At 45.1% G+C, this 25930-nt stretch carries 24 protein-coding genes and 1 pseudogene; 8 read left to right on the top strand and 17 right to left on the bottom strand.

Annotation, left to right across the window (positions count from 1 at the left end):
- Positions 1–23: 23 nt before the first annotated feature.
- From CDO84_RS04710 to CDO84_RS04700, 3 genes are all read right to left on the bottom strand, one after another.
- Positions 24–995 (bottom strand): ABC transporter substrate-binding protein, encoded by a 972-nt coding sequence (locus tag CDO84_RS04710; protein ID WP_040083534.1) that lies wholly within the window; start codon positions 993–995, stop codon positions 24–26.
- Between the two features lie 242 nt (positions 996–1237).
- Positions 1238–2230, bottom strand: coding sequence for an NADPH:quinone oxidoreductase family protein (locus tag CDO84_RS04705; protein WP_040083535.1), 993 nt, complete (start codon positions 2228–2230; stop codon positions 1238–1240).
- Positions 2231–2301: 71 nt separating this feature from the next.
- Complete coding sequence (locus CDO84_RS04700; protein ID WP_014663430.1) at positions 2302–2751, bottom strand: GNAT family N-acetyltransferase; 450 nt, start codon at positions 2749–2751, stop codon at positions 2302–2304.
- Between the two features lie 442 nt (positions 2752–3193).
- On the opposite strand from CDO84_RS04700, the gene aprE reads away from it, so the two are divergent.
- A complete protein-coding gene (aprE, locus tag CDO84_RS04695; protein WP_014663429.1) occupies positions 3194–4339 on the top strand; it encodes a subtilisin AprE in 1146 nt (381 codons plus the stop codon).
- A 38-nt stretch (positions 4340–4377) separates the two neighbouring features.
- Here aprE and CDO84_RS04690 read toward each other — a convergent pair whose 3' ends face one another.
- Positions 4378–5670 (bottom strand): M48 family metallopeptidase, encoded by a 1293-nt coding sequence (locus CDO84_RS04690; RefSeq protein ID WP_040083537.1) that lies wholly within the window; start codon positions 5668–5670, stop codon positions 4378–4380.
- A 148-nt stretch (positions 5671–5818) separates the two neighbouring features.
- On the opposite strand from CDO84_RS04690, the gene CDO84_RS04685 reads away from it, so the two are divergent.
- Positions 5819–6214 carry a YhfM domain-containing protein gene (locus CDO84_RS04685; protein WP_014663427.1) on the top strand — a complete coding sequence of 132 codons (396 nt, stop codon included), beginning with the start codon at positions 5819–5821 and terminating at the stop codon, positions 6212–6214.
- A gap of 37 nt (positions 6215–6251) precedes the next feature.
- Here the strand turns inward: CDO84_RS04685 and lcfB are convergent, their stop codons facing one another.
- The 4 genes from lcfB to CDO84_RS04665 all read right to left on the bottom strand — a co-directional run bounded on the left by lcfB (position 6252) and on the right by CDO84_RS04665 (position 10362).
- Positions 6252–7793, bottom strand: a complete 1542-nt coding sequence (lcfB, locus tag CDO84_RS04680; RefSeq protein ID WP_040083538.1) for a long-chain-fatty-acid--CoA ligase LcfB — start codon at positions 7791–7793, stop codon at positions 6252–6254.
- Between the two features lie 117 nt (positions 7794–7910).
- On the bottom strand, positions 7911–8555 hold the full coding sequence (locus CDO84_RS04675) for an SDR family oxidoreductase (protein ID WP_040083540.1): 645 nt from the start codon (positions 8553–8555) through the stop codon (positions 7911–7913).
- Between the two features lie 64 nt (positions 8556–8619).
- A complete protein-coding gene (lplJ, locus tag CDO84_RS04670; RefSeq protein WP_040083541.1) occupies positions 8620–9615 on the bottom strand; it encodes a lipoate--protein ligase in 996 nt (331 codons plus the stop codon).
- A gap of 12 nt (positions 9616–9627) precedes the next feature.
- Positions 9628–10362, bottom strand: coding sequence for an MBL fold metallo-hydrolase (locus CDO84_RS04665; protein ID WP_040083543.1), 735 nt, complete (start codon positions 10360–10362; stop codon positions 9628–9630).
- Positions 10363–10519: 157 nt separating this feature from the next.
- Between CDO84_RS04665 and yhfH the strand changes: the two genes are divergently transcribed.
- Both yhfH and gltT read left to right on the top strand, forming a co-directional pair.
- Entirely contained in the window at positions 10520–10657 is a 138-nt protein-coding gene (gene yhfH / locus CDO84_RS04660; RefSeq protein ID WP_052438181.1) for a protein YhfH, read from the top strand.
- 267 nt (positions 10658–10924) lie between these two features.
- Positions 10925–12214, top strand: a complete 1290-nt coding sequence (gltT, locus tag CDO84_RS04655; RefSeq protein ID WP_014663422.1) for a glutamate/proton symporter GltT — start codon at positions 10925–10927, stop codon at positions 12212–12214.
- A gap of 36 nt (positions 12215–12250) precedes the next feature.
- Here the strand turns inward: gltT and CDO84_RS04650 are convergent, their stop codons facing one another.
- Positions 12251–12658, bottom strand: a complete 408-nt coding sequence (locus CDO84_RS04650; RefSeq protein ID WP_040083546.1) for an ASCH domain-containing protein — start codon at positions 12656–12658, stop codon at positions 12251–12253.
- Positions 12659–12672: 14 nt separating this feature from the next.
- Positions 12673–13713, bottom strand: coding sequence for a M42 family metallopeptidase (locus tag CDO84_RS04645; protein WP_014663420.1), 1041 nt, complete (start codon positions 13711–13713; stop codon positions 12673–12675).
- Positions 13714–13850: 137 nt separating this feature from the next.
- Between CDO84_RS04645 and CDO84_RS04640 the strand changes: the two genes are divergently transcribed.
- Entirely contained in the window at positions 13851–14042 is a 192-nt protein-coding gene (locus CDO84_RS04640) for a hypothetical protein (protein WP_003245634.1), read from the top strand.
- Positions 14043–14125: 83 nt separating this feature from the next.
- Here the strand turns inward: CDO84_RS04640 and CDO84_RS04635 are convergent, their stop codons facing one another.
- Entirely contained in the window at positions 14126–14902 is a 777-nt protein-coding gene (locus CDO84_RS04635; RefSeq protein ID WP_040083548.1) for a YhfC family intramembrane metalloprotease, read from the bottom strand.
- Positions 14903–15030: 128 nt separating this feature from the next.
- Between CDO84_RS04635 and fabHB the strand changes: the two genes are divergently transcribed.
- A complete protein-coding gene (gene fabHB / locus CDO84_RS04630) occupies positions 15031–16008 on the top strand; it encodes a beta-ketoacyl-ACP synthase III FabHB (RefSeq protein WP_040083549.1) in 978 nt (325 codons plus the stop codon).
- A gap of 42 nt (positions 16009–16050) precedes the next feature.
- Here the strand turns inward: fabHB and CDO84_RS04625 are convergent, their stop codons facing one another.
- From CDO84_RS04625 to CDO84_RS04600, 6 genes are all read right to left on the bottom strand, one after another.
- Positions 16051–18378, bottom strand: coding sequence for a YhgE/Pip domain-containing protein (locus CDO84_RS04625; RefSeq protein ID WP_040083550.1), 2328 nt, complete (start codon positions 18376–18378; stop codon positions 16051–16053).
- 70 nt (positions 18379–18448) lie between these two features.
- The gene (locus CDO84_RS04620; protein WP_040083551.1) at positions 18449–19024 is read right to left on the bottom strand and encodes a TetR/AcrR family transcriptional regulator; all 576 of its coding nucleotides are present in this window, start codon (positions 19022–19024) and stop codon (positions 18449–18451) included.
- Between the two features lie 149 nt (positions 19025–19173).
- Complete coding sequence (hemY, locus tag CDO84_RS04615) at positions 19174–20586, bottom strand: protoporphyrinogen oxidase (protein ID WP_040083552.1); 1413 nt, start codon at positions 20584–20586, stop codon at positions 19174–19176.
- Positions 20587–20600: 14 nt separating this feature from the next.
- On the bottom strand, positions 20601–21533 hold the full coding sequence (gene hemH, locus CDO84_RS04610) for a ferrochelatase (RefSeq protein ID WP_040083553.1): 933 nt from the start codon (positions 21531–21533) through the stop codon (positions 20601–20603).
- 71 nt (positions 21534–21604) lie between these two features.
- Positions 21605–22666 (bottom strand): uroporphyrinogen decarboxylase, encoded by a 1062-nt coding sequence (hemE, locus tag CDO84_RS04605; RefSeq protein WP_040083554.1) that lies wholly within the window; start codon positions 22664–22666, stop codon positions 21605–21607.
- 121 nt (positions 22667–22787) lie between these two features.
- Entirely contained in the window at positions 22788–24932 is a 2145-nt protein-coding gene (locus tag CDO84_RS04600) for a transglycosylase domain-containing protein (protein WP_040083556.1), read from the bottom strand.
- A 121-nt stretch (positions 24933–25053) separates the two neighbouring features.
- Between CDO84_RS04600 and hmoB the strand changes: the two genes are divergently transcribed.
- Both hmoB and CDO84_RS04590 read left to right on the top strand, forming a co-directional pair.
- Positions 25054–25554 carry a heme-degrading oxygenase HmoB gene (hmoB, locus tag CDO84_RS04595; RefSeq protein WP_014663410.1) on the top strand — a complete coding sequence of 167 codons (501 nt, stop codon included), beginning with the start codon at positions 25054–25056 and terminating at the stop codon, positions 25552–25554.
- 43 nt (positions 25555–25597) lie between these two features.
- A pseudogene (locus CDO84_RS04590) lies at positions 25598–25915 on the top strand (hypothetical protein).
- Positions 25916–25930: the final 15 nt, after the last annotated feature.

Below are 25930 nucleotides of genomic sequence, written 5' to 3'. Positions count from 1 at the left end.
CAGGCGTCAGCCTGTCTTTTCTTTTATTTCTTATCAGCCGGCATCTCTTTCTGAAGCTCGTCCAAAATGGCATTCGCCCCGTCTACACTGCGGCGCAGAGACCACACTGCACGGTCCACGTGGTATACATGCCCGTTTTTCACTGCCTTCAGCTTTTTCCAGAGGACATTCTTTTCGATCGGGCGTTTCCCGTCGGCGTCGAGGTCATCTGTTTTTCCTGTCATCAGGATGATCACATCCGGATCTGTTTTCAGCAGCTGCTCCAGTGTCATTTTCATATTCACGGAGTCGCCGCCATTGCTTGAATCGCTATTGCCTGACGTACTGATTGCATATCGATAGCCGACCTGTGTTAAAAGTCTTGATGTAAAGAAGTTTTCATCCCTGGCCATAATCGTATCATTTGTATTTCCGATCAAAAGCACGGACTGGCTGTTCGCGTTGATTTTCTGCTTTGTCTCGCTAAGCTTTTCTTCATGCGCCGTCAGCTTTTTCTCCATTTCCTTCTCCTTGCCGACTGCTTTTGCAATCGTAAGGGAAGCGTCAATTGTATCCTGATAATCGGCATTTAAATTATTAAGCGCAATCGTCGGCGCGATTTTTTTCAGCTGATCGTACACCTTCTTATGCCGGGTCGTGTCAGCAATAATTAAATCGGGTTTTAATGAAGAGATTTTTTCCATGCTTGGCTGTGAGCGAGTGCCGACAGATGTGTAGCCGTCAATTTTCTTCAGCACATCCTTGTTGATCAGCTGCTTCGCTTTGTTGTCATCGGCAACCCCGACAGGCGTAATGCCGAGATCAAGCAGTGTGTCGATAAAACCAAGCTCAAGAACAACAACCCGCTTCGGATGCTCAGGCACATTCGTCTTTCCTAAATCATATGTTATCGCCACTTTATGTTCTTTGCTGTTTTGATTGCCGCTTGTAGACGAGCAAGCAGCCGTTAAGACAGAAAGAAGTAAAACTGTAAGAATAATCAGTGTTTTTTTCATAGTTCCAGTCTCTCCTGTTAGCAGTTTCTATGATTAAGATGTCCAAGATTAGTATAACACGGAATGAGAATCATTATCACCAATTATTTTTCAAATGAGAATAGAAAGTTCCGCTTTCCAGGTCAATCTTGTTTCTTTAACATAGCGCAAACAAGAAACGGAAGATTGTTTCGTGGCACAGCTTAACACCCTGTTCACAAAAAAAGCTTGCAGAAACATACATTCCCTGCAAGCTGATCCTGTTAAAGCTTCACTATCACTCTTCCTTGAATGCGATTTTGCAAAATCTCTTTTAACGCAGCAGGCGTTTCTTCCAATGAGACTTCCCTATCCACAATGGTCAGCAGCTGATCAGGCTTGAGATCAGAAGCCATGCGCTCCCAAACAGCGGATCTGACGTCCATCGGACAGTATACTGAATCGATCCCGAGCAGGCTTACTCCGCGAAGAATAAAAGGATACACCGTTGCAGGAACTTCTCCTCCTCCGGTTAAGCCGCTCACCGCGACAGCTCCGCCATATTGAATTTTGCTTAAAAGCGAGGCAAGCTGTTTTCCGCCGACTGGGTCAACCGCTCCCTGCCATTGCTGCTTGGACAGCGCCTTAAGCGTTCCGTCATAGACATCTTCCCTGCTGATTACTTCGCTTGCACCGAGCCGATTCAAATAATCAGCCGCCTCCCGGTTTCCGGTGCTTGCCACCACATCATAGCCCCGCTTGTTCAGCATTGATACCGCAATTCCGCCGACACCGCCGGTTGCTCCTGTGACTAGCACACTGCCTTTTTCCGGAGACAGGCCGTTCTGTTCAAGCCGATGCACTGATAACGCCGCAGTAAACCCCGCCGTTCCGTACACCATCGCTTCTTTTAACGAAAGATTCTGTGGCAAAGGCACCAGCCAGTCACTGGGCACCGAAGCGTACTCACTTAATCCGCCATCACGGGAGACGCCGAGCTCATAGCTTGTCGCGATCACCTCATCCCCCTCTGCAAAACGCGGATCATTGGAAGAGACGACCGTACCCGCAGCATCAATGCCTAAAATAAGCGGATACTCTCTGACGATATTGCCTCCTGCTTTTCCGGCCAGACCATCTTTGTAATTAATGCCGGAATAAGCAACTTTAATCAGGACACCATCCTTCGGCAAATCCCCTGTTGATATGGTTTTCACTTGGACTGAAACATCATCGGCATTTTTTTCTGCCTGCAATGCTTGAAATAACGTTGACATTCGGCACACTCCTTTTCATTTATATCGTAACCGAAGAACGTTCCAAAAACCAAATCATCAAGCCGCCATTTTCACTTCGCCGGCACATTGAGATGATAGTGGACAAATGCGGTATCCTCTTCATAGCCATTTTGCTCATACAAGCTTCTTGCCTTCCGGTTGTGGTGCTCAGTTTGAAGCGTTAAACTTTTTGCCCCGTTTTCCGCTGCATAATCCTTTGCGGCCAAAAGCAACTGGCTGCCGGCTCCCTTTGTACGCGCATGAGGAGCAACAAATAAGTCATTTAATATGTAGATTCTTTTCATTGACACAGAAGAAAACGCGGGATAGAGCTGGGAAAAGCCTATGAGCTCTCCATTTTCTTCTGCTATCAAAATAATAGACTCGTGATTTTTCAAACGCGCTTTCAAAAAAGCCTCCGCCCCTTGCAAATCGGATGCCTGTCTATAAAATTCCCGATATTGGTTAAACAGCGGCGCGATGGCTGCCGCATCTGAAATCTTTGCTTGGCGAATGTTCATCTCAGTTCTTCCTCCCTCTCAATCATTTTTTCATTCTATCCCTAATCAAATTTTTCTGTAAAGTTTATTTTTCAGAATACTTTTATCATCATGCATTGAAAAAATATCACGATAATATCCATTGTTCTCACGAAAGCATATGCAGGTCATTCGAACGAATTTTTTCGACAGGAATTTGCCGGGACTCAGGAGCATTTAACCTGAAAAAGCATGACATTTCAGCATAATGAACATTTACTCATGTCTATTTTCGTTCTTTTCTGTATGAAAATAGTTATTTCGAGTCTCTACGGAAATAGCGAGAGATGATATACCTAAATAGAGATAAAATCATCTCAAAAAAATGGGTCTACTAAAATATTATTCCATCTATTACAATAAATTCACAGAATAGTCTTTTTAGTAAGTCTACTCTGAATTTTTTAAAAGGAGAGGGTAAAGAGTGAGAAACAAAAAATTGTGGATCAGCTTGTTGTTTGCGTTAACGTTAATCTTTACGATGGCGTTCAGCAACATGTCTGCGCAGGCTGCCGGAAAAAGCAGTACAGAAAAGAAATACATTGTCGGATTTAAACAGACAATGAGTGCCATGAGCTCCGCCAAGAAAAAGGATGTTATTTCTGAGAAAGGCGGAAAAGTTCAAAAGCAGTTTAAGTATGTTAACGCAGCCACAGCAACATTGGATGAAAAAGCTGTAAAAGAATTAAAACAAGATCCGAGTGTTGCATATGTGGAAGAAGATCATATTGCACATGAATATGCGCAATCTGTTCCTTACGGCATTTCCCAAATTAAAGCGCCGGCTCTTCACTCTCAAGGCTACACAGGCTCTAACGTAAAAGTAGCTGTTATCGACAGCGGAATTGACTCTTCTCATCCTGACTTAAACGTCAGAGGCGGAGCAAGCTTCGTACCTTCTGAAACAAACCCATACCAGGACGGCAGTTCTCACGGTACGCACGTAGCCGGTACGATTGCCGCTCTTAATAACTCAATCGGTGTTCTCGGCGTAGCGCCAAGCGCATCATTATATGCGGTAAAAGTTCTTGATTCAACAGGAAGCGGCCAATACAGCTGGATCATCAACGGCATTGAATGGGCCATTTCCAACAATATGGATGTTATCAACATGAGCCTTGGCGGACCTTCTGGTTCTACAGCGCTGAAAACAGTTGTTGATAAAGCCGTTTCCAGCGGTATTGTGGTTGCGGCCGCAGCCGGAAACGAAGGCTCGTCCGGAAGCTCAAGCACAGTCGGCTATCCTGCGAAATATCCTTCTACCATCGCGGTAGGTGCGGTAAACAGCAGCAACCAAAGAGCTTCATTCTCAAGCGCAGGTTCTGAGCTTGATGTGATGGCTCCTGGCGTATCTATCCAAAGCACACTTCCTGGAGGCACTTACGGTGCTTACAACGGAACGTCAATGGCGACTCCTCACGTTGCCGGAGCAGCAGCTTTAATTCTTTCTAAGCACCCGACTTGGACAAACGCGCAAGTCCGTGATCGTTTAGAAAGCACTGCAACATACCTTGGAAGCTCTTTCTACTATGGAAAAGGGTTAATCAATGTAGAAGCAGCTGCCCAATAATATCAAAAAGAAGCAGGTTCCTCCATACCTGCTTCTTTTTATTTGCCATTATCCTGTTCTGTGGCAGGATGTTCCGGCGTTTTCTCTTCTTTCTCCGCATGTTGAATCCGTTCCATGATCGAAGGGTGGCTGCCTCTGAAAATCTTCACAAGCACCGGAGGATCAACCTGGCTCAGCCCCGTCACGGCCAAATCCTGAAACGTTTTAACAGCGGCTTCTCTGTTCTCTGTCAACTCGATCCCATACTGGTCAGCCTTATTCTCCTGATAACGCGAGACAGCATTAGAAAAAGGCGAAATCGCAAAGCTCAAAACAGAAAACAAAAGCAATAACAGCGGAAGTGCCGCAAGATCATGCCGCCCTTCTAAATGAAACATGCTGCGCGTTAGGCGCACCGTCCGCTTGTATAGCTTATCAATGACATAAAATCCGGCGAGCGACACGAGCAAATAGCCAGCCAGGCCGATGTAAACGTGCTTCATGACATAATGGCCCATTTCGTGGCCCATTATAAACAGAATCTCTGAATCGTCAAGTTTGTTCAGCGTCGTATCCCATAATACAATCCGTTTATTGGCCCCAATTCCCGTAACATAGGCATTCAGCGCATTTGTTTTTTCCGACATGTTCACTTCATATACATGATCAGCCGGAATATTGGCTTCTTCTGCCAGCTCTAAAATTTTGCTTTCAAGCTCTTTATTTTTCAGCGGATAAAAATCATTGTATAAAGGATCGATAATGACCGGCTGAATAAAAAACAGAAACAGCGAAAATGGCACTGTTAACAGCCAGGCATATAACCACCATTTTTTTTCATGCCTTTTGATCAGCCAATAAAACACGAGAACGCAAAGCGCAAAGATTGGAAAGCTGATCCAAAAGCTGATAACCTGATCCTTAGCCCAGCTGGCCGTAGTCTGTGTGGAAATGTTGTAGTCAAGTGACACTTGATAGCCTATCCAATCTAAAGGCAGCGTCACCAATGTGGTAATCAGCGAAAGTACAAATACAAAACCAACGATCTGCAAAAAACGAAAAGGCACGGCCGCTTCCATCCATTTCTTGATTTTCTTTGAAACGCCGCTGACCAGCAAAACAAAAAACAGAAACCAATCAAGAGGTACCTCGATAAAAAATAAAAAATTCTTGATATTTGAATACTGCTCGGCCACCTCCAAATCAGACGGCTTCATGAAAGAAGCCGGATCAGCCTGCGTCCCTTTCACGGCTTCCGGTATTGCGGAATCACCCGACAGGAAGAAATACCAATAAAAAAACAGCCCGTACAGCACGTAAGCAAGTCCTGCTGCCGCAATCCATTTGCGCATAACACCTCACTCCTCACATCAACCCGTTACTTCTATTGTAATCATAAATTCAAATTCTTAGAACCAAGCTGTGTTCCGCACTTTTCCATCCTTTTAAGCATGGAAAGCCCGATCGCTGGGAAAACTAACAATGTTTGGAGTGATGCAAATGAAAAAAATAGTGGCAGCCATCGTGGTAATCGGTCTTGTGTTTATTGCATTTTTCTATCTTTACAGCCGGTCAGGCGATGTGTATCAATCGGTAGACGCGGATTTGATCACACTGTCTTCAAGCGGCCAAGAAGATATTAAGATTGAAAAAAGGCAGCACGTCAAAGATATGCTGGACATTATGAATCAGGGAAAACAGGTGAAGACAGAAAAAACATCAGCCCCTGATTACGAAGGGACAATCAAGTTTCATAAAGACCGGTACGACTCATTCAGGCTATGGATTGACGGCAGCCAGCAAGCCGTATTTTTGAAGGATGGCACATACTACAAATTAAGCAAAAACGATACAAAGGCGCTGCTAAACATTATGAAAAAAGAAGCAAAGGATTGAAAATGAAAAGCGAAGCTAGCTGCTTCGCTTTTTCATTTTATTGAGGCAAAATATCTCTTAGCGCCCGTCTGAGCATTTTCCCCGTCGCATTTTTCGGAATGTCGTCAAGAAACGTAATGGCGGCAGGCCGCTTGTATTTCGCCAGATGCTTTTCACAGTGCTGCATGATGTCCTCTTCTGTTATGCCAGAACGTTTCGGTACCACATATCCCTTTACCGCTTCCCCGCTTTGGGCGTCCGGCACGCCGATGACAACGGCCTCCTTGACGTCCGGGTGTCTGTACAGCACCTCCTCCACTTCCCGCGGATACACATTGTATCCTCCTACAATGATCATGTCTTTTTTCCGGTCAACAATGTAAAAATAGCCGTCCTCATCCCGTCTTGCCAAGTCCCCTGTATAAAGCCAACCATCTTTTAACGCATGCTCTGTTTCCATCGGCATTTTATAGTAGCCCTTCATCACATTGGGTCCTTTTACGATCAATTCGCCGACCTGGTGAGCGGGCAGCTCGCGTCCGAGCGGATCTACGACCTTGTTTTCGACATGTAAGATACTTGTCCCGATGGAGCCCGGCTTTCTGCCCCTGTCAAACGGGTTAAAGCAAGTGACAGGTGATGCTTCCGAGAGCCCGTAGCCTTCCAAAATGGTAACGCCGAATTTTTCTTCAAACGCCATCAGCAATGCGACTGGCATGGCCGCTCCCCCCGAAATGCAAAGCCGGACGGAAGAAAAATCATCTTCTTTTCCATTCTCATGCTGAAACAAGTAATTATACATCGTAGGAACACCGGCAAAAATGGTCGCCTGCTGCTGCTTAACAAGTTTAAAAACAGATGCCGGACTGAATTGAGGCTCAATCAAGACAGTTGCGCCGCTCATCAGCGGTGCATTCATGCAGACAGTTAAACAAAACACGTGAAACATGGGAAGAGCACAGACCACATTGTCCTTCTCATCCATTCCCAAATAGCCTGCGACATCGTTGGCATTGCTGTACAAATTCTGATGAGTCAGCATCGCGCCTTTCGGTTTTCCAGTCGTTCCTGACGTATATAAAATAACCGCGGTATCATCAGGAGCAAGCTCTTGGTTTTGTTTAGCGGCAGATGTCGGCCGCACTATTTTTGCAAACGTTGTCATTTTCATCCTGACCTCTGGGTCCGCGGCTTCCGGCTCAGCCTCTCCCGTCTGGCATAAAATGACGAGCTCAACCTTTGGCAGCGATTCATGCATGCTCTCATAAAGCGGCAAAAGCTGGCTAACGCCCACGATCGCCTTTACATCGCCATTTGTCAGCATATAACCAATTTCTGTCGGCGTGTACAACGGATTGATGGGAACAACCACGATCCCGGCTTTTAAAGCACCAAAAAACGCGATGATAAAATCAGGCGAGTTGCCAAGCAGCAAAGCTAGATGGTCTCCTTTCTCCATACCGGCTTCCTGAAGGCCGTCCGCAAATCGCTGAATTTGTTCATTCAGCTCTTGATACGTCATCATGTGATCCTTAAACCTGCATGCGATGCTGTCGGGCTTCTCAGATGCTGTTTCTTCCAATTTTGAAACAAGATTCATTCTCCCACCCCTTAAAGTGAATGAATAGTCATTCATTATTGAAGCCAAGCTTTCTCCTCCATTATAGAGAAACAGAAAAAAACACTCAAGAGCAAAAAGCCCCGAGTGTCAGTTCAGTCATAGTTTCTTCAATGCTTCAGCAATCGGCGTATCTCCTTCTGTCAGATCAAAGGCCCGATTTTCCGTATTGTTTTCATCTAAAGAGGCAATGACCGTTTTTGCAACGTCATCACGGGAAATATAACCCCGATCCAGATCCTTCGCAGCTGAAACAGTTCCCGTTCCAGGCTCGTTGCGAAGGCCTCCCGGACGGATAATCGTATAGGTTAAACCGCTTGCTTCCAAAATTTTATCGGCATAATGCTTGGCCACATAATAAGGTTTGAGTGCCTCATTCCAATTTTCACGGTTATGGGCTTGAAGGGCGCTGACCATAATAAACCGTTTGATTCCGGCAATGTCCGCCGCTTCAATGGCTTTTGCCGCTCCATCAAGATCCACCATCAGCGTTTTATCATAGCCTGTGCTGCCGCCGGAACCCGCTGTGAAAATGATGGCGTCGCAGCCTTTTGCCGCGGCGGCGATTTCTTCGGGGCTGCCCTCCAGATTCGCAAGCACAGCTTCTGCACCGGCAGCTTCGAGAGACGCTTTCTGTTCTTCTTTTCTGACCATCGCTCTAATGGAATGATCAGGATGATCCCGGAATAAAGAGACGAGTCTTTGCCCGATTTGTCCGTTCGCTCCGATTAAAAACACTTTCATCTGAATCCCTCCTGCCTCCATTATTTCAAACACACAACCGCTCTTTCAAACGAAGTGCTTTGCCTTAATAAATTAGATCAAGGAAATCCTCTTTCGTAATGTTCCCAAAGTAATGCTTCAGATTCACATCTTCGAGCACCTCAGCGATGACGCTCCGTTCGTATTGTTTTCCGACCAGCAGGTTTTCAATATCAGATACATCACCGACACCGAAGAAATCTCCGAAGATTTTGCAGTCCTCAATTTTGCCTTTCTTCACTTCCAAGCGCAAATCGATCGACCCAACCGGATAACGTTTCGAATGATTAAGGTTAAATTTCGGTGAGCGGCCGTAGTTCCAATCCCAATTCTGATAGCGCTCTTTCGAAATTTGATGGATGGTCTCCCAATCTTTTTCTGTCAGCTTATACTCCGGCACGTTTCCAATGTCGTTTGTGTTAAAAATATGGCGAAGCAAATGGCTGCGGAATTCTTCGGTGGTCATTTTATCATCGAGAAACTCACTGATGTTTGCTACTCGGCTTCTGATCGATTTGATGCCTTTTGATTCAATTTTATCCTTTTTCACCTTTAATGCTGACACAACATGATCAATGGCTGAATTAAACATGAGGGTGCCGTGGCTGAAAATACGGCCTTTCGTTGCAAACTGGGCGTTTCCGGATATTTTCCGGCCATCCACTACAATGTCGTTCCGGCCGCTTAATTCCGCTTCAACCCCGAGTTGATGTAACGCTTGAATCACCGGCTCAGTGAACTTTTTAAAGTTATGAAAGCTGTCCCCGTCATCCTTAGTGATAAAGCTGAAGTTCAAGTTCCCCAGATCATGGTACACAGCGCCCCCGCCTGATAAACGGCGGACGACGATAATCCCGTTTTCCTCTACATATTTTGTATTGATTTCTTCTATTGTATTTTGGTTTTTCCCAATGATAATAGACGGTTGATTCACATAAAAAAGCAAATACTGCTGTTCAGGGTCTAAATGCTTGACACAGTACTCCTCGATAGCAAGATTGATCCGCGGATCATTGATATTTTGATTGTCTATAAATAACATGGTGCTCCTCCTTTATCCTTCCCACACAAAACCTGATTTCGCAATATTCACTTCACCGTTAAAAACGGTTTTCGCTTCTTTGCGAAGATTGTCATGCACGCCAAAATGCGGCAAATGTGTCAGCAGCAGCTCTCCAGCTCCCGCTTCTTTTGCAATGCGCCCGGCTTCCAGGCTGTTCATATGGCCTGCGCTTGTCCCGTCTTGATCCGCATAAAAATTACATTCTGAGATCAGCAAATCAGCATCTTTCGAAAACGGAATAAATGAATCCTGATAGCTGGAATCAGCAGTATAAACGACAGTGTGGCTGCCGTCAGTAATCCGCATGGCATAACACGTCACCGGGTGAATCGTTTTTAAAAATGTGATCGTAAACGGACCGGCAGTCAGCGGCTGATCCGGCTGATAGGCAATGCCTTTCGTATGTGTTTTATATGTAAGCTTTTGAAACTGTTCTATATCAGCATCATGTCCGTAAATCGGAAGCGTATGCTCTCCTTTACCGAGAAACGAACCGACTTGCTTGGCAAATTGCAGCGGCCCGATATCAGCAATATGGTCATGGTGATAATGAGACAGAACGACCGCATCCAGCTTTTCCGCCGGCACATAACCCAACAGCTTAGACAATACGGCACTGCCGCAATCGACAAGCAGAGAGTAATCACCTGACTGAAATAAATAGCCTGACGTCGCTTCATTTGCGGCCGGGAAACCGCCATAGCATCCGATAACTGTAACTTTCATAATGTCCTCCTATCTTTTCAAGAAAATTGTTCCTCCTTCAATATACCCATTTTTCTTGAAAAAAGCATGTTTTAAATATTGTATCAAAACAGTTATTGATTTTTACAATCTGTTATATTACAATGAAGTCACTACAAAGGGGAAAGAGGGATTGGTTATGCTGGGAAAAATCACAGAATTTTTTAGAAACCTGCCTTCGAAAAAGTGCGCGGAATGCGGAAAAAAGATAGAAGAGCAGCATGAGTGCTATGGTAATATCTGCAATAACTGCATAAAAGTAAATGATTTGTCATAAGCAAAAATCCCACGCCCTGCGCGTGGGATTTTCTTATTTATTCACACATATCTTAATTTTGAAATAATAGTCAGGTTAGGTCAAAGCTCACCCGATTTTAGATAATTCTGGTGATTATCGTGTCATCACTGAATATTCTTTATTTTCTAAATATAATTTACTGTAGACGAATTCATTTCTTATCTATTATAATTTGATCTAATAGTGAGATTAAATATATGTCTATTCATGATATATGTTGATACTTTGTTTTTTGGGAGGTAATCTATGAAAAGAATTAAGTTTGGATTAGCCACACAAATATTCGTTGGACTTATTCTAGGTGTTATTGTTGGCGTCATTTGGTATGGCAACCCAGCATTGCCTACTTACCTGCAGCCAATTGGGGATCTCTTTTTACGCTTAATCAAAATGATAGTGATTCCTATTGTTGTCTCCAGCTTAATCATCGGTGTAGCCGGTGCAGGAAATGGAAAGCAAGTCGGTAAACTAGGCTTCAGAACGATTCTGTACTTCGAGATCATCACGACTTTTGCTATTATTCTCGGACTAGCCCTTGCAAACATCTTCCATCCGGGTACAGGAGTTAATATACACGAAGCTCAAAAATCGGACATCAGTCAATATGTTGAAACCGAAAAAGAACAAAGTAATAAATCAGTGGCGGAAACGTTCCTCCATATTGTGCCGACAAACTTCTTCCAGTCGTTGGTCGAAGGGGATCTTCTAGCCATCATCTGCTTTACAGTACTATTTGCATTGGGTATTTCCGCGATCGGTGAAAGAGGCAAGCCAGTTTTAGCCTTTTTTGAAGGTGTATCCCATGCCATGTTCCACGTTGTAAACCTTGTGATGAAAGTGGCGCCGTTCGGCGTTTTCGCGCTAATCGGAGTGACTGTGTCGAAATTCGGGCTCGGTTCTCTTATCTCTCTCGGAAAGCTCGTCGGATTGGTGTATGTCGCACTTGCTTTCTTCTTAATTGTCGTATTTGGAATTGTCGCAAAAATGGCCGGCATCAGCATCTTCAAATTCCTTGCTTACATGAAGGATGAGATCTTACTGGCGTTCAGTACATCAAGCTCTGAAACGGTTCTTCCGCGCATCATGGAAAAAATGGAGAAAATCGGATGCCCGAAAGGCATTGTTTCATTTGTGATTCCGATCGGATATACGTTTAACTTAGACGGTTCCGTTCTCTACCAATCCATTGCCGCGCTGTTTTTGGCACAGGTATACGGAATTGATTTGACAATTTGGCACCAAATTACGCTTGTGCTTGTCTTAATGGTGACATCTAAAGGGATGGCTGCCGTGCCTGGCACTTCTTTTGTTGTCTTGCTTGCGACGCTTGGCACCATCGGCGTTCCGGCTGAGGGACTTGCCTTTATTGCCGGCGTAGACCGTATCATGGATATGGCACGTACAGTGGTCAACCTGACTGGTAACGCGCTTGCTGCTGTTGTGATGTCTAAATGGGAAGGCATGTTTAACCCTGCGAAAGCAGAAGCTGTTATGTCCCAATCGAAAACAGAGCAAAACGCAACCATTTCCGGTTAATGAAAAGCCTGCGGGATTCTTATCCCGCAGGCTTTTTTAGTCTTGAACAAGCTCAAAAAGCTCTGTAATCAAAACCGTATCTTCATTCAGCTCCAGGTCACCGTTTTTAATCAGCTCCGCCCAAGCCATCCGATGATCCTTTTGAAATTCGTCAATTCGGTCTCCATTGCCCTCTCCTTTGACTAACCTCATATCAGGCGCACCAAAGGTGGTTTCAAAGACGTCTGTCACTTTTATATTGCATCTTGGATTGTCATGTTTATCATAAACGGTAACAAGCTGACCAGCTGTTTGATAAACGTCCCTCAATTCATCTTTTGAATATAATGATCTCGGCGCGCACGTGGCTGTTTTTTCTCCGGCAATGATCTGCTGAATCAGCTGTTCTCCCAGCCCGTCATCACCTTCCCAGCCGAATATGCTTTTCAGCTTATAAATCTTCATTCGCCCTTCCCCCCTTATACCATTTGTGACTGTACATAGTAATACAGAAGCTTAGCGGTATGGCGAAGAGATGATTTATGGGTGCGTTCAAATGCATGGGAAGCGTCAATTCCCGGCCCGATGAGGCCATGCACAATATCATGCCCGGATTTGATTGCTGCTGACGCATCAGACCCGTAGTACGGATAGATATCAAGCTTATAGTCAATATGATGCTTCTCGGCTAATTGAACTAAATGTTTTCTGAGCTGGTAATGATACGGCCCGCTCGCATCCTTCACACAGATTGATACTGAATATTCATCTGTGGCCTGTCCGTCTCCGATAGCTCCCATATCAACCGCCAAATATTCGACCGTTTCAGGAGGAATATTCGAATTTCCGCCGTATCCGATTTCTTCATTATTGGAAATAAGAAAATGGGTTGTATACGGCAGTTCAATGTCTTCTGTTTGAATTTGATGAATTAAGCGGAGCAATAAGGCGACGCTTGCTTTGTCATCCAAATGGCGCGATTTAATAAATCCGCTTGATGTGATTTCGACACGGGGATCAAACGACACAAAGTCTCCGACACCAATGCCAAGCTCCTCCGTATCTTTTCGGCAGTGAACAGGTTCATCTAGGCGGATCTCCATATTCTCTTGATTCCGCTCGGCCTTTCCCGCGTCTTTGTATACGTGCACAGACGTTTGATGCATTAAAATGGTGCCTGTGTACGTTTTTCCTGAGGCGGTTTCAATTTGGCAATACTCCCCCTCAATCGAGTTGTAGCGGAACCCGCCGATTAAGTCGATTTTCAGCCGGCCGTCCGCTTTAATTTCCTTCACCATAGCGCCGAGGGTGTCAACGTGCGCCGTCAGCATGCGATGCCGGGATGTGTCGCGTCCTGGAAGCGTTGCAAGTAAGCCGCCCTTGTGGTTCCGAACCGTTTCTACCTTCCATTCTTTTAAAAGGCTTTCAATATAATTAATTACCTCATATGTATTTCCTGTCGGGCTTGGGATCGATACCAGTTCTTTAATGAGCTCCATCGTTTTACGTACGGACGTCATAGGGCATTCCTCCTTTTATTTTCTACTTAAAATATACTCTTTTACCGAGGGACCCGTCCAATCTTTTCCTATCAATCTCTCATATGCTGTAGAGAGCATGGGAAGAGGAGGGATTTCTATGTGCTGTCGTCATTCACATGAACAGAAATGTCGTTGTCACGATTGGTTCGATGATTTTTGGTTCTTTGACGAGTGGTTCGATAAAGATTTCCACGACCATTGCAAGAAAAAGAAAGAATGCCATGACCCTTGCGAGAAGAAGAAAAAGAAACACCATTGTTTCTCTTGTAAAAAACACAGACATTCTTGCTGTCATTGCTAAAGACTGAATCAGAAATATTCTGATGACCCATGCTTAATGAATATTTCCATTCACATTTTTCCAAGCGGGCTTTGCTGCTGCTTGGACCTTTTATTGAAACAGCCTTTTTGCTTTTACAATCCAATACACTGATAAAGCAGCCATAAAAGCAACAATGATTTCAACAGCAGCGGCATGCTCTACGATTCCTCTTTGATATAAAACCGCCGGGACATTAAACAGTGCATGTAAAAGAATAGAATACAGCAAAAACAGCGGCCGGCGGCTTTTAACCGCGTACAGGACTAGCAGCGACAGCCCGATTTGGACAGCAATGGCGCTGATTCTTTCTATTCCGCCCAGCAGCCATTCATACGAAGGGGTATGCAGCAGCTGCTCCTGTATCGGCAAAAGCGCCTGTTTGACGTCGCCATTGACCAAAAGCTGTTCAAACGTCCCGCTATTGATAGCAAATGCGTATACAATAAGTGAGATAGAGGACAAACCTGTAATCAGGATGGCTTCAAGCCCGCCATGGCCTGCCCCGAAAGCCAGGCCATCCGCCCAAGTATGATGGCGCTTCATAAAAAATCGCATCATCAAATACCTTCCGCACTCCTCAAAAATGCCGGCCATCAAGCAGCCGTAAATGCCATACCACAAAGGATGTTGCATCGCTTCTTTCGTCACTTCATTCACTTGCAGTACATACAGATGAACGCCGCCTTCCAGCAGCTGTGCGAAGACAAAAAACGTAAGAGCGCCAATAAAGAACACTTTAAGCGAGGCGCCATATTTCCGCTTAAACCACACAATCAGCCCGATCGGCAACAGAAACGCAATAGCCCCGGATAACGCCAAAAAGACTACTGCTTCTTGACTGACCATTTTTCAGCCTCCTTTTTCTATTTCATAGCTTCCCTATCCTACACTTCTCTTTTTTTATCAAAAAACCTTCTTTTTAGTACCAGATACTAATATCTAGTGTTATAATCTGATCATAAGGAGTGATTCATATGTCAAAAGCAAAAATTACAGCTATCGGCACATATGCGCCGAGCAGACGCTTAACCAATGCTGATTTAGAAAAGATCGTTGATACATCTGATGAATGGATCGTTCAGCGTACAGGCATGAGAGAACGCCGGATTGCAGATGAACAGCAGTTCACCTCTGATTTATGCATCGAAGCAGTGAAGGACCTCAAGAGCCGCTATAAAGGCACACTTGATGATGTCGATATGATCCTCGTTGCCACAACAACATCCGATTACGCCTTTCCGAGTACGGCATGCCGCGTACAGGAATATTTCGGCTGGGAAAACACCGGCGCGCTGGATATTAATGCGACGTGCGCCGGACTGACATACGGTCTTCATTTGGCAAATGGATTGATCACATCCGGCCTTCATCAAAAAATTCTCGTCATCGCCGGGGAGACATTGTCAAAGGTAACGGATTATACCGATCGAACGACATGCGTTCTGTTCGGCGACGCCGCGGGTGCGCTGTTAGTGGAGCGAGAGGAAGAGGCGCCAGGATTTCTTGCCTCTGTCCAAGGAACAAGCGGGAACGGAGGCGATATTTTGTATCGTGCCGGACTGCGAAATGAAATAAACGGTGTGGAGCTTGCTGGCTCCGGGAAAATGGTCCAAAACGGCCGCGAAGTATATAAATGGGCCGTAAGAACAATCCCTGGCGAATTTGAACGGCTTTTACATAAAGCAGGACTCAGCTCTGATGGTCTCGATTGGTTTGTTCCTCACAGCGCCAACTTGCGCATGATCGAGTCAATTTGTGAAAAAACACCTTTCCCGATTGAAAAAACGCTCACTAGTGTTGAATACTATGGAAACACTTCTTCGGTCTCCATTGTTTTGGCGCTTGATCTCGCAGTGAAAGCAGGGAAGCTGAAAAAAGATCAAACCGTGATGCTTTTTGGATTTGGCGGCGGATTAACCTATACAGGATTGCTTATTAGATGGGGAATGTAACAAAAAAAAGAACTTGTTTCCAAGGAAACAAGTTCTTTTTCTTTATGAAGCCGGCTGTTCTTCCGATGTTTTTTCCTTCCGGCTTAACACTGTAAAGTAGGTAATGCTTAAGATAATCATGACAAGGGCGATGCCGATTAAGACGCCGGCCATCTGCCACATGTAGCCAAAGTCCCCGTTTGAAATGACCGCTCTGAATCCGTTAATGCTGTAGGTCATCGGCAATGCGCCGTGAATGACCTGATAGAAATTCGGAAGCAATTCCAGCGGGAAGGTTCCTCCGCTTGCTCCCAGCTGCAGCACTAAAATAATGACTGCGATAAAACGTCCAGGGTTGCCCATTGTGGTAGCCAAAAATTGAATCATCGCTAGGAAAGCGAGACTTGTAATAATCGTAAACACGTAAAATCTCCACGTGCTCTCTACCTCGAGCCCAATTCCCAATAGAAGAACTGTCGCCACAATCAGCGATTGAATGATTCCAACAAGCATCATGACATTGAATTTGCTGAAGAACCACTCAAAACCGTTTCTCGGACGTCCTGACGCCTCCTTCAGCGGGAAGACAACCGTCAGCATGATGCCGCCGACATATAAGCCCATTGACAGGATATAAGGTGTCAGCCCTGTTCCATAGTTAGGAACGGAATGAATGGCATCATCTTTGGTTTTCACCGGATCCGCAAACATGCCGTATGTTTGATCATCAGCATCGATATCTCCTGTTTGATCTGCCGCATCCTTCAGCTTATTAGACAGCTCCCCTGTGCCGTCCAATAGCTTGCCTAAGCCTGTATCAAGTGATGCAGATCCGTCGGCCAGTTTTGATGATCCGCTTTGGACCTGTTTAGACCCGTCTAACAGCTTAAACAATCCGCCGGATACTTGGCTGCTTCCTGTCACCAATTGCTCTGAGCCCGCTTTTGCTTTTGCGAACTGCTTATTATATTCACCAATGCCGGCTGTCAGTTTAGTTTGGCCATCTGTCACCTGCTGTGACGCATTGTATATTTTCTCAGATCCAGCAGATAATTGGTCAATCGCGTCTTGAGTGGCTTTTGCACCGTTATAAAGCTTAGAGGTAGCTTCCGGCAATGCCTTCACCTGGGCAACCTCCGCTTTCACATCTTCCAATGAGCTTTTTATCGTTGCGATGTCAGGCAGCTGATCAGCTGTAGGAAGTCCACTTAAAATTTCATCAAAATCAGGCGCATCAACTTGCGGAAGCTGCTTTTCAACAGAATTAATCAGCTGGCTTTTTTGCTCCGCTGTTAAGAAATCACTCGAGTTGATGAGATTTTTGAATGCCTGATCACGGTTTTTCAAGCTGTTTTCAAAGTCAGACAGCTGTTTTTTAAATTCCTTCATCGCAGTTTCTGACTTTTCCAGATTGTTCACAGCTGTTTCAAGCTGTGTTAAATCGAGCGCATTTATGAGTTTTTCCGCTTTTGCTGCTTTTTCAGAACCTTCTTGCGCTTTACTGTTGAGCTGATCCAGCCCGTTTGTAAGATTAGGCAAGCCCTGCTGCACCTTTTGAAGGCCGGCATTCAATTCATTCAGTTTGCCCGTCAGCTTGCCTGATCCTGCTGCAAGCTGACTAGATTTATCATAAATCTGGTTGCTGCTGTCCTGGAATTTACCGAGCGAGCTGTCAAGTGATTGGATGCCGCTCGTCACCTGAGCCGCTCCATCTGCAAGCTGCGCTGTTTTGTCACTGATGGTAGCGGTGCTTTCCTTCAGCTTCGCCAGATTTCCTTTCAGCTGGGCGCTTCCGTTTTTCGCATCCTTTGTGCCGTCATCAATTTTTTTCGCGCCGCTGCTCGCGTCGCTCAACCCTTTTGCGATATCTTTAAAGTTATCAAAAATAACTTTCGTATATTGCTCGGTCACTTCTTTAGACACAGAGGCTTTCAGTTTATCAATCGCTTTTTCGCCGATCGTTGCCCCTACATAGTTGGAACCGGCATTTGTATGGTATTTCAGATCCAATTTTTTCGGATTTTTGTCCAACACAGTGCTGGCATTCTTAGAAAAATCCTCAGGAATCTCGACAACTAAATAATATTTTTGATTTAATAAGTCCTTTAACGATTGGTCTAGATCATTGGAAAAATGCCAATCAAAGTTTTTATTATCCTTTAATTCTTTGACCAGATCATCACCAATTTGAAGTTTTTCTCCTTCATACGTTGCGCCCTTGTCTTGGTTGACGACAACGACAGGCAGCTGGTCAACTGTGCCGTACGGGTCCCAATAAGCCTTTAAGAATACGCCGCTGTAAATAAGCGGGACAAACAAAATGGCGATGATGGGAATCAATAATTTTTTACTTGTTACGATGTCTTTCCACTGACTTCGTATTGTGTTCATCCTGATGCCTCCATTCTAAAACTGACTCATCATGAAAAATGGTCATTTTCTTGCAAAGAGAAAGGATTATCTAGTTGGCTGACAATCCATTGACAACATACAATTCAAGCAGTTCCGCAATTGTCTCTTTATCAAGCGGGGGATGTTGTTTTTCCCAGTCAAAAATGAGCGCGATATAAAGCTTCAGCATCACAAAGGCCGTCAATTCAGGATCGCAAGGCTTGATTGCGCCGCTTTTGATCCCGTCTTCAATCTTACTTTTGATATAAGACAGTATGGCTTGCTCCATTTTCTGGATCACTTCCTGAACTGCCATTGTACCAATCTCGGCATTCTCTTGGAAAATCTTAATCGTCAGCTGATGTGTTTTCCTGAACTCCAGAATGGCAAACAGCGCTCTGTGCACATTTTCATGGAACGGAAGGTTCGGCTCCATCGCTTCATCCGCTTTTTGCTTCATTTCCTTCAATAAAGTTGTGAAAATCTCGTCAAACAGTTCTTCTTTGTTTTTGAAAAAAGTATAAATGGTTCCCTTCCCCACATTCGCAAGCTTTGCGACAAGGTCCATGGTCGTCGCTTTATACCCGAACTGCGTGAAAGACTTTGTAGCCGCCTCCAAAATGAGCTTTTTTCGATCTATTGACATCGTATATCACCCCAAAACTGACCGTTTGAACATTTCAGTCATTAAGTACATATGCAAATGTATCATAACCTGCTGCTCAATTCAATCATTTTTTTACACAATATTGCCATCGCACAGCATAAAAAAACCTCCGCTTTATGGCGGAGGTTTTAACTGAATAAATAGGTAAGCGCGTCAGACACGGCAGCTTTTCCTTGATCAATGCAGTCGGGTATTCCGACACCTTCAAAAGAAGCGCCTGTCATATAAACACCCGGATATGCGGCTGCCAGTGATTCACGCAGTTCCTTGATGCGCTGCTTATGGCCGACATGATACTGCGGCATGCTTTCATGCCATCGGGTGACACATGTCATTTCCGGTTCGCCGTTTATGTTCATGACTTTCTTTAAGTCTTCTAACACAATGTTGATAATGTCATTATCTGATAGATCGACAATCGATTCGTCTCCGGCTTTTCCGACATATGCCCGAAGCAGCGTTTTGCCTTCCGGCGCTGCGTGCGGCCATTTTTTGTTCGTCCACGTACAGGCTGTGATCGCAAAATCACTGTTTCTTGAAATGACAAAGCCCGTTCCCTCATGCTCCATTTGGACGGCGCCTTCCGGGAAGCCTAAAGCGACGTTTGCCACGGATGTGGAGTGCATATTTTTCAAATGGGAAATGGCAGGAAGCTCAGAAAGCATTCCCGCAGCCGCTTTATGCGGAGCAGTCACAATTACTGAATCAGCATCAAGTGTGACACCGTTATCCAGTTCAAGCGAGTAGCCATAGCCGCCACGGCTGAGCTTGGTCACTTTTGTGCCTTTATACACCTTCGTCAGCTTTAATTGCTTTTCGATCTCTTCAACAAGGGTTTGCAATCCGGTTGACAGAGTCTGGAACTGTCCTTGTTTCTTTGCCGTCAGCTGCTGGCCTGAGCCTTGAGGCCTTGTTTTTTTCATGCCGAGAATCAGGCTTCTATGCTTTTGTTCCGTCTGGTAAAATTGCGGGAATGTCGACATCAGGCTGAGCTTATCAATGTCGCCTGCATAGATCCCTGAGAGAAGCGGCTCGATTAAGTTCTCGACCACTTCATCTCCGACACGTCTGCGGAAAAATTCTCCCAATGACTGATCATCCTTTGTTTTGCTTGCAGGCAGGATGAAATCCATAGCAGCTCTCGCCTTACCGGACAAGGAAAACAGACCCGTAGAAACAAACGGCGCAATTTTTGTCGGTATCCCCATTACAGCGCCCTTCGGCATTGGATGCAGGGTGCGGTTTACAAGCACATAGGATTGTCCGGTCGCATTGTTGACAAGCAAATGCTCAAGGCCTAAATCTTTAACAAGCTGCGGGGCGCTTTTCTTCCGTTCCAGAAATGAGTCTGGCCCTCTTTCGATGATATAGCCGTCTTTCTTGACAGTCTGGATTTTTCCGCCGACTCTCGGACTTGCCTCAACAAGTGTCAGTTCAAGCGGCAGATTCTTTTCTTTGATTTCTTTTTCCATATAGAAGGCGGCGGCTAAACCGGTAATGCCGCCGCCGATGATGACTACATGTTTTTTTCCGTCACTCATGTTCATCGCCTTCTTTAACGTCCTAATTTTTTTAATACGACTGTTGCCAAAGCATCAATAAACTCAGGCTTGGCATTCGGCATTTCCGGCCGGTAATAGCTTGCGCCGATATCGTCTGTAACCACTTTGCATTCATAATCATTATCATAAAGCACTTCTAAGTGATCCGCGACAAACCCGACAGGAACATATACAAACGCTTGATAGCCTTTTTGTTCAAATAAATGGCGAGTTAAATCCTGAACATCAGGTCCGAGCCATGGATCAGGCGTGTTCCCTTCACTTTGCCAGCCGACAGCATATTCGGAAACGCCTGCGCCTTCAGCAATCAATTTCGCCGATTCATGAAGCTGGTCCGGATAAGGGTCTCCAAATTCTTTGATTTTTTCCGGCAGACTGTGCGCGGATACGATGAGCATCGCATTTTCTCTTTCATCCTCAGGCATTGACGCATATGTTTCCTTCACTCGGTCAACCCAATATTTAACGAACTTCGGTTCATCGTACCAGCTTTCAACAGACGTAATCGTTAAACCGCCGAGTTTTTCAGCCTCTTCTTTGGCACGCTTATTGTAGGACTGAACGCTGAACGTGGAGAAATGCGGCGCCAGCACGATGCTGACTGCTTCTGTAATGCCGTCTTTATGCATCTCTGCTATAGCGTCTTCAATAAATGGCTCGATATGCTTCAGTCCGATATACGCTTTAAACGTGATCTCGTCCTGAATCTCATTCAAGTGCTGTTCCAGATTATGTGCCTGCTCTTCTGTGATTTTGGCAAGCGGTGAAATGCCGCCAATTGCTTCGTATCTGTCTTTCAAATCTTGAAGCATTTCAGGTTCAGGCTTTCTGCCTCTTCTGATATGTGTATAATAACGTTCGATATCTTCTTCTTTATAAGGCGTGCCGTACGCCATCACGAGAAGCCCCATTTTCTTTCTACTCACTGTTTACACCCTCTTTAATGATCTGATACAAACATTTTGACAGGATATCATCATGATACCAAAAGATATGCTTAGGAATATTGACCCATTTTCTTGTTTTGTGAATATTTATGGACAAATGCTGTCAGTTTTTTCAAAACCTCAGGACTGACGTCTGGAAATACCCCGTGTCCCAGGTTAAAAATGAAGTTGTCCGATTTCATTCCTTGATCAAGTATTGCCGCCGTTTTCTTCTCAATGACGTCCCATGGCGCAAGCAAAATGGACGGGTCCAGGTTGCCTTGCACTGTTTTGGTGATTCCTTTTGATCTGGCTTCATCAATGCTGAGTCTCCAATCCAGCCCTACAACATCGAGAGGAAGGTCATGCCAGTCACCTGCCAGATGGCTTGCACCAACGCCAAACATGATCAGCGGCACATTCTCCCCGGCAAGCTCTGAAAAGATCCGGTTCATCACAGGTTTGATGTATGTTCTGTAATCTGCCTGATTCAGCGCGCCGACCCACGAATCAAAGATTTGAATCGCTTTTGCGCCTGCTTTAATCTGCGCTTTCACATACACAATGATCATGTCGGCAAGCTTGGACATCAGCAGATTCCATGCATCCGGCATGCTGTACATGAAGGCTTTTGTTTTATTGTAATTTTTAGATGGGCCGCCCTCGATCATATAGCTGGCAAGCGTAAAAGGCGCACCTGAGAAACCGATGAGCGGGACGTTCAGCTGCTCATTGACAAGCAGTTTAATCGTCTCAAGCACGTACGGCACGTCCTGTTCCGGATCAATCTGGCCTAGTTTTTCAATATCCGCCAGAGACCGGATTGGCTGATCAATCACAGGGCCGATCCCGTTTTTGATTTCAACATCCACACCAATTGACGGAAGCGGAGTCATGATATCTTTATATAGGATTGCAGCATCGACTCCGTATTGCTCAACCGGCAGTCTTGTGACATACGCACAAAGTTCGGGCTGATGGGTGATCTCAAACAATCCGTATTTTTCCTTCAGCTTGCGATATTCCGGCTGTGAGCGCCCTGCTTGTCTCATATACCACACAGGCGTGTGATCCGCTTTTTCTCCCCGCGCAGCTTTTAAAAACGTCTCGTTAAACGTTTCTCGTTTACTCATCTGATTTCCACCTTTCATACTGCAACCATACGTTCGTATTTCTTGACTTATTACACTATACCTTGTTTTAGGCAAATGGTATAGAAATGAAGCTCAAAGTTCAAAAAATCGCCGAATTCCATTAAGAGGAAAACAATTTCGGCTGAACGTAATCGGTTCCTTCCCCTTCTCTTTTTGTTTGTGAATTATAAGGCACAATTTTATAAGACGCGCCCGAAAACAAGTTGGCATAAGGGATTTCATAGCTCCCCTTCCCTTCAACCGAATCAAGAAGCGTCTCCTTTCCGTCCTTGTTTACATAAATTCTGTATACAACCCGATCATCCTCTTGGGCATCCCACTTTAATTCAATAGTAAAGAGCCCCGCTGCTTTAAATGTGTAATCGGCTGTGAGTGTTTTGACCGGCTTCAGCTCAATCGGACTTTCCAGTTCTTTGACGTTTTTAGGCTTTGTGAACACAGCACCGGTTTCTCCTGCCTGTGTCAAAATATCCTTAAACAGCCGCGTCGGGTACGAGCTCCCGGATTTTAAATAATGATTGCGGTCCGTTTTGTCATAGCCCATCCAGACTGCCCCGGTTATTTTCGGCGTATAGCCAGCAAACCAGGCGTCCTTTGTCGCGCCGGAGACGCCTGTATAAGTTGTAGAACCTGTTTTTCCCGCCAGGTCGCCGTGATAGGTGCCAGACGTGGCCGTTCCTTTTTTGACTACCTGCTGCAGCATTCTTGTCATATTCCAGGACGTCTGCTTGCTGAATACCCGTTTTCCTTCTCCTTTATGATCGGCTATTGTTTCCCCGTCTTCATCTATTATGCTTGAGATAAAGAACGGTTCAGTATACGTCCCATTCGCGGCAAATGTATGAAATGCGCCGGCAAGCTGAAGCGGTGAAACGCCTTTTTCCAAGCCGCCTAGAGCAAGAGCAAGCCCTTCATCAGGAATATCAATGCCGTTTGCTTTCAAATAAGATTTTCCTGTTTCGACGCCGATCTCATTCAGCGTCCAGACAGCCGGCGCGTTTTTGCTATACGTAATGGCATCAGACATAGTGACTTCGCCCTCATACCGGCTGTCATAGTTTTTCGGCGTATAATCTCCGTAGGACTGCAACTCATCCTTCAATAGAGAATATGGCTTAAATTTCTTTTCCTGCATCGCCGGTCCGTATACTGCGAGCGGCTTAAATGTGGAACCCGGCTGGCGGACAGCTGTGACACGGTTATATCCTTTGGATGTGTAATCCCTTCCGCCGATGGCCGCTTCTACACCGCCTGTCTTGTTATTAATAAAGACCGCGCTTCCCTCGACATTCTGATCTGTTCCGGGATAATAGCTTCCCTCTTTCATCACCTGATAAGCCGTCTTCTGCAGCTTCGAATCAAGCGGCACCTTGATCGTGTATCCGCCTTGAAGAAGCTGCTCTCCGGAAATCGAATACTTGTCTTCTGCCTCTTTGATCACAAGGTCAATGTAACTGTCAAACCAAGGTGTTTCCGACTGTTTCTTCACGTGCAGCCCAAGCGTCCGGCCCTGCGCGGTGACAGCCTCCTTCGCACTGATATAGCCTTGGTCATTCATCATACCTAGAATTGTATCACGCCGCTCCTTACTTTTATCAGGGTGCAAAATCGGAGAGTACGTAGAAGGCGCCTTTGGAATAGCGGCCAAAACAGCGCCTTCAGATACAGTCAAATCTTTTACTTCTTTATTAAAATAATAGTGGGACGCCGCTTGTATGCCGTAGACCCCGTGTCCGAAGTAAAGCTGGTTCAAATACATTTCAAGCAGCTTGTCCTTGCTGTAATCCCGTTCAAGATTGATCGCAATGATCACTTCTTTTGTTTTTCTTAGAAACGTTTTGTCATGTGTCAAAAAAATATTTTTGGCAAGCTGCTGGGTGATTGTGCTTCCGCCTTCCACCTTTCCGCCTGCTAATATATCGCGGTACACTGCCCTTCCGACAGATTTCGCATCAATGCCGTGATGCTCATAGAATCTTTTGTCCTCAACAGCGATAAACGCTTCTCTGACTTGCTTGGGAATCTCATTGATCGAAACCGGCTCGCGATTTTCTGTATACAGGCTTGCAACCTCATCGCCGTTTTGATCAACAATTTTTGAAGAGGCATGAAGTATCAGCTTCTTTTCATCTATGACATAATGGCCGAGAAAAATAATTGAAATATATCCTATTAAAGCGAGAAAAGCAGTTAACACTAAAATAATGATAGGTATAAAAAGTTTCTTTTTCTTTATCTTAAACATGAACTCACCTCGCCTTTCTAAGGGTAGTATGGGAAAAATTGTTTGGAATTATGTTCGAAGCACTCGCCAATAGAAACTTATACCATTGTTTTGGTATACTAGCAAGCAGGAGGTGGCTGATATGAAGGTTTATATTACATATGGGACAGCCGATTTTTTAAAAAAGATCGTTGAGAAGCATCCCTCAGAGCATATCCTTTTGATGCAGGGGCAGGAAAACGCGATTTTGATTCATGAAACAAACGGAGATACCGTTTTCCAGGCACCACATGCTTATGAAGTCATTGACCAAGTCGGAGAGATCAAGCATCCCGGTTTTGCAGTATTGAACAATATTGCCGTCACTCAGGAAGGGCGACCGCTGTTTGAAAACAGATTTAAAAACAGAGCGGGAAAAGTCGAAAATGAGCCTGGCTTTGAAGCAATTCGAGTGCTCCGTCCGCTTGACAGTGACACCTATGTCATTCTGACATTGTGGGAAACGGAAAGTGCCTTTCAAGACTGGCAGCAGTCCGGTTCTTACAAGGAAGCCCACAAAAAACGTGGCACGTCTGCCGGAATTGACACGACGTCGATCTTCTCCCGGCCTTCGTACGTCACCACATATTTCGCTGTCGAATAGCTGCCGGCATGTCCGGCAGCTTATTTATTGGGAGGAAAGCATAATGAAGCATACTTGCCCAGTCTGCGGGTTTAAGGGATTGACGGAACCGCCATATGATCATGAAGGCCATCATTCTCATGAAATCTGCCCGTGCTGCGGTTTTCAGTTCGGATTTGACGAGTACGAGATGCAGCACGAGGATGGTTCATATTTAGAACCTGCGGAAAGCATCATCGCCTACAGAAAACAGTGGCTTGCTGAAGGGTGCGTCATTTTTTCTCCTGAATGCTTCCCAAAACATCTGCAAAAAGCGAATAGAGTATTAAGGCATCATCTGATTGAGCAGCTGAAACAGATCAATGTTCATCTTCCATCATAACCCAGACTTCTGTCC

The organism is Bacillus sp. MD-5 (assembly GCF_002201875.1).
GTDB classification, from domain to species: Bacteria; Bacillota; Bacilli; order Bacillales; family Bacillaceae; genus Bacillus; species Bacillus stercoris.
Note: the sequence above shows the minus strand (reverse complement) of the source record. Positions and strands in the feature narration are given on the sequence as shown.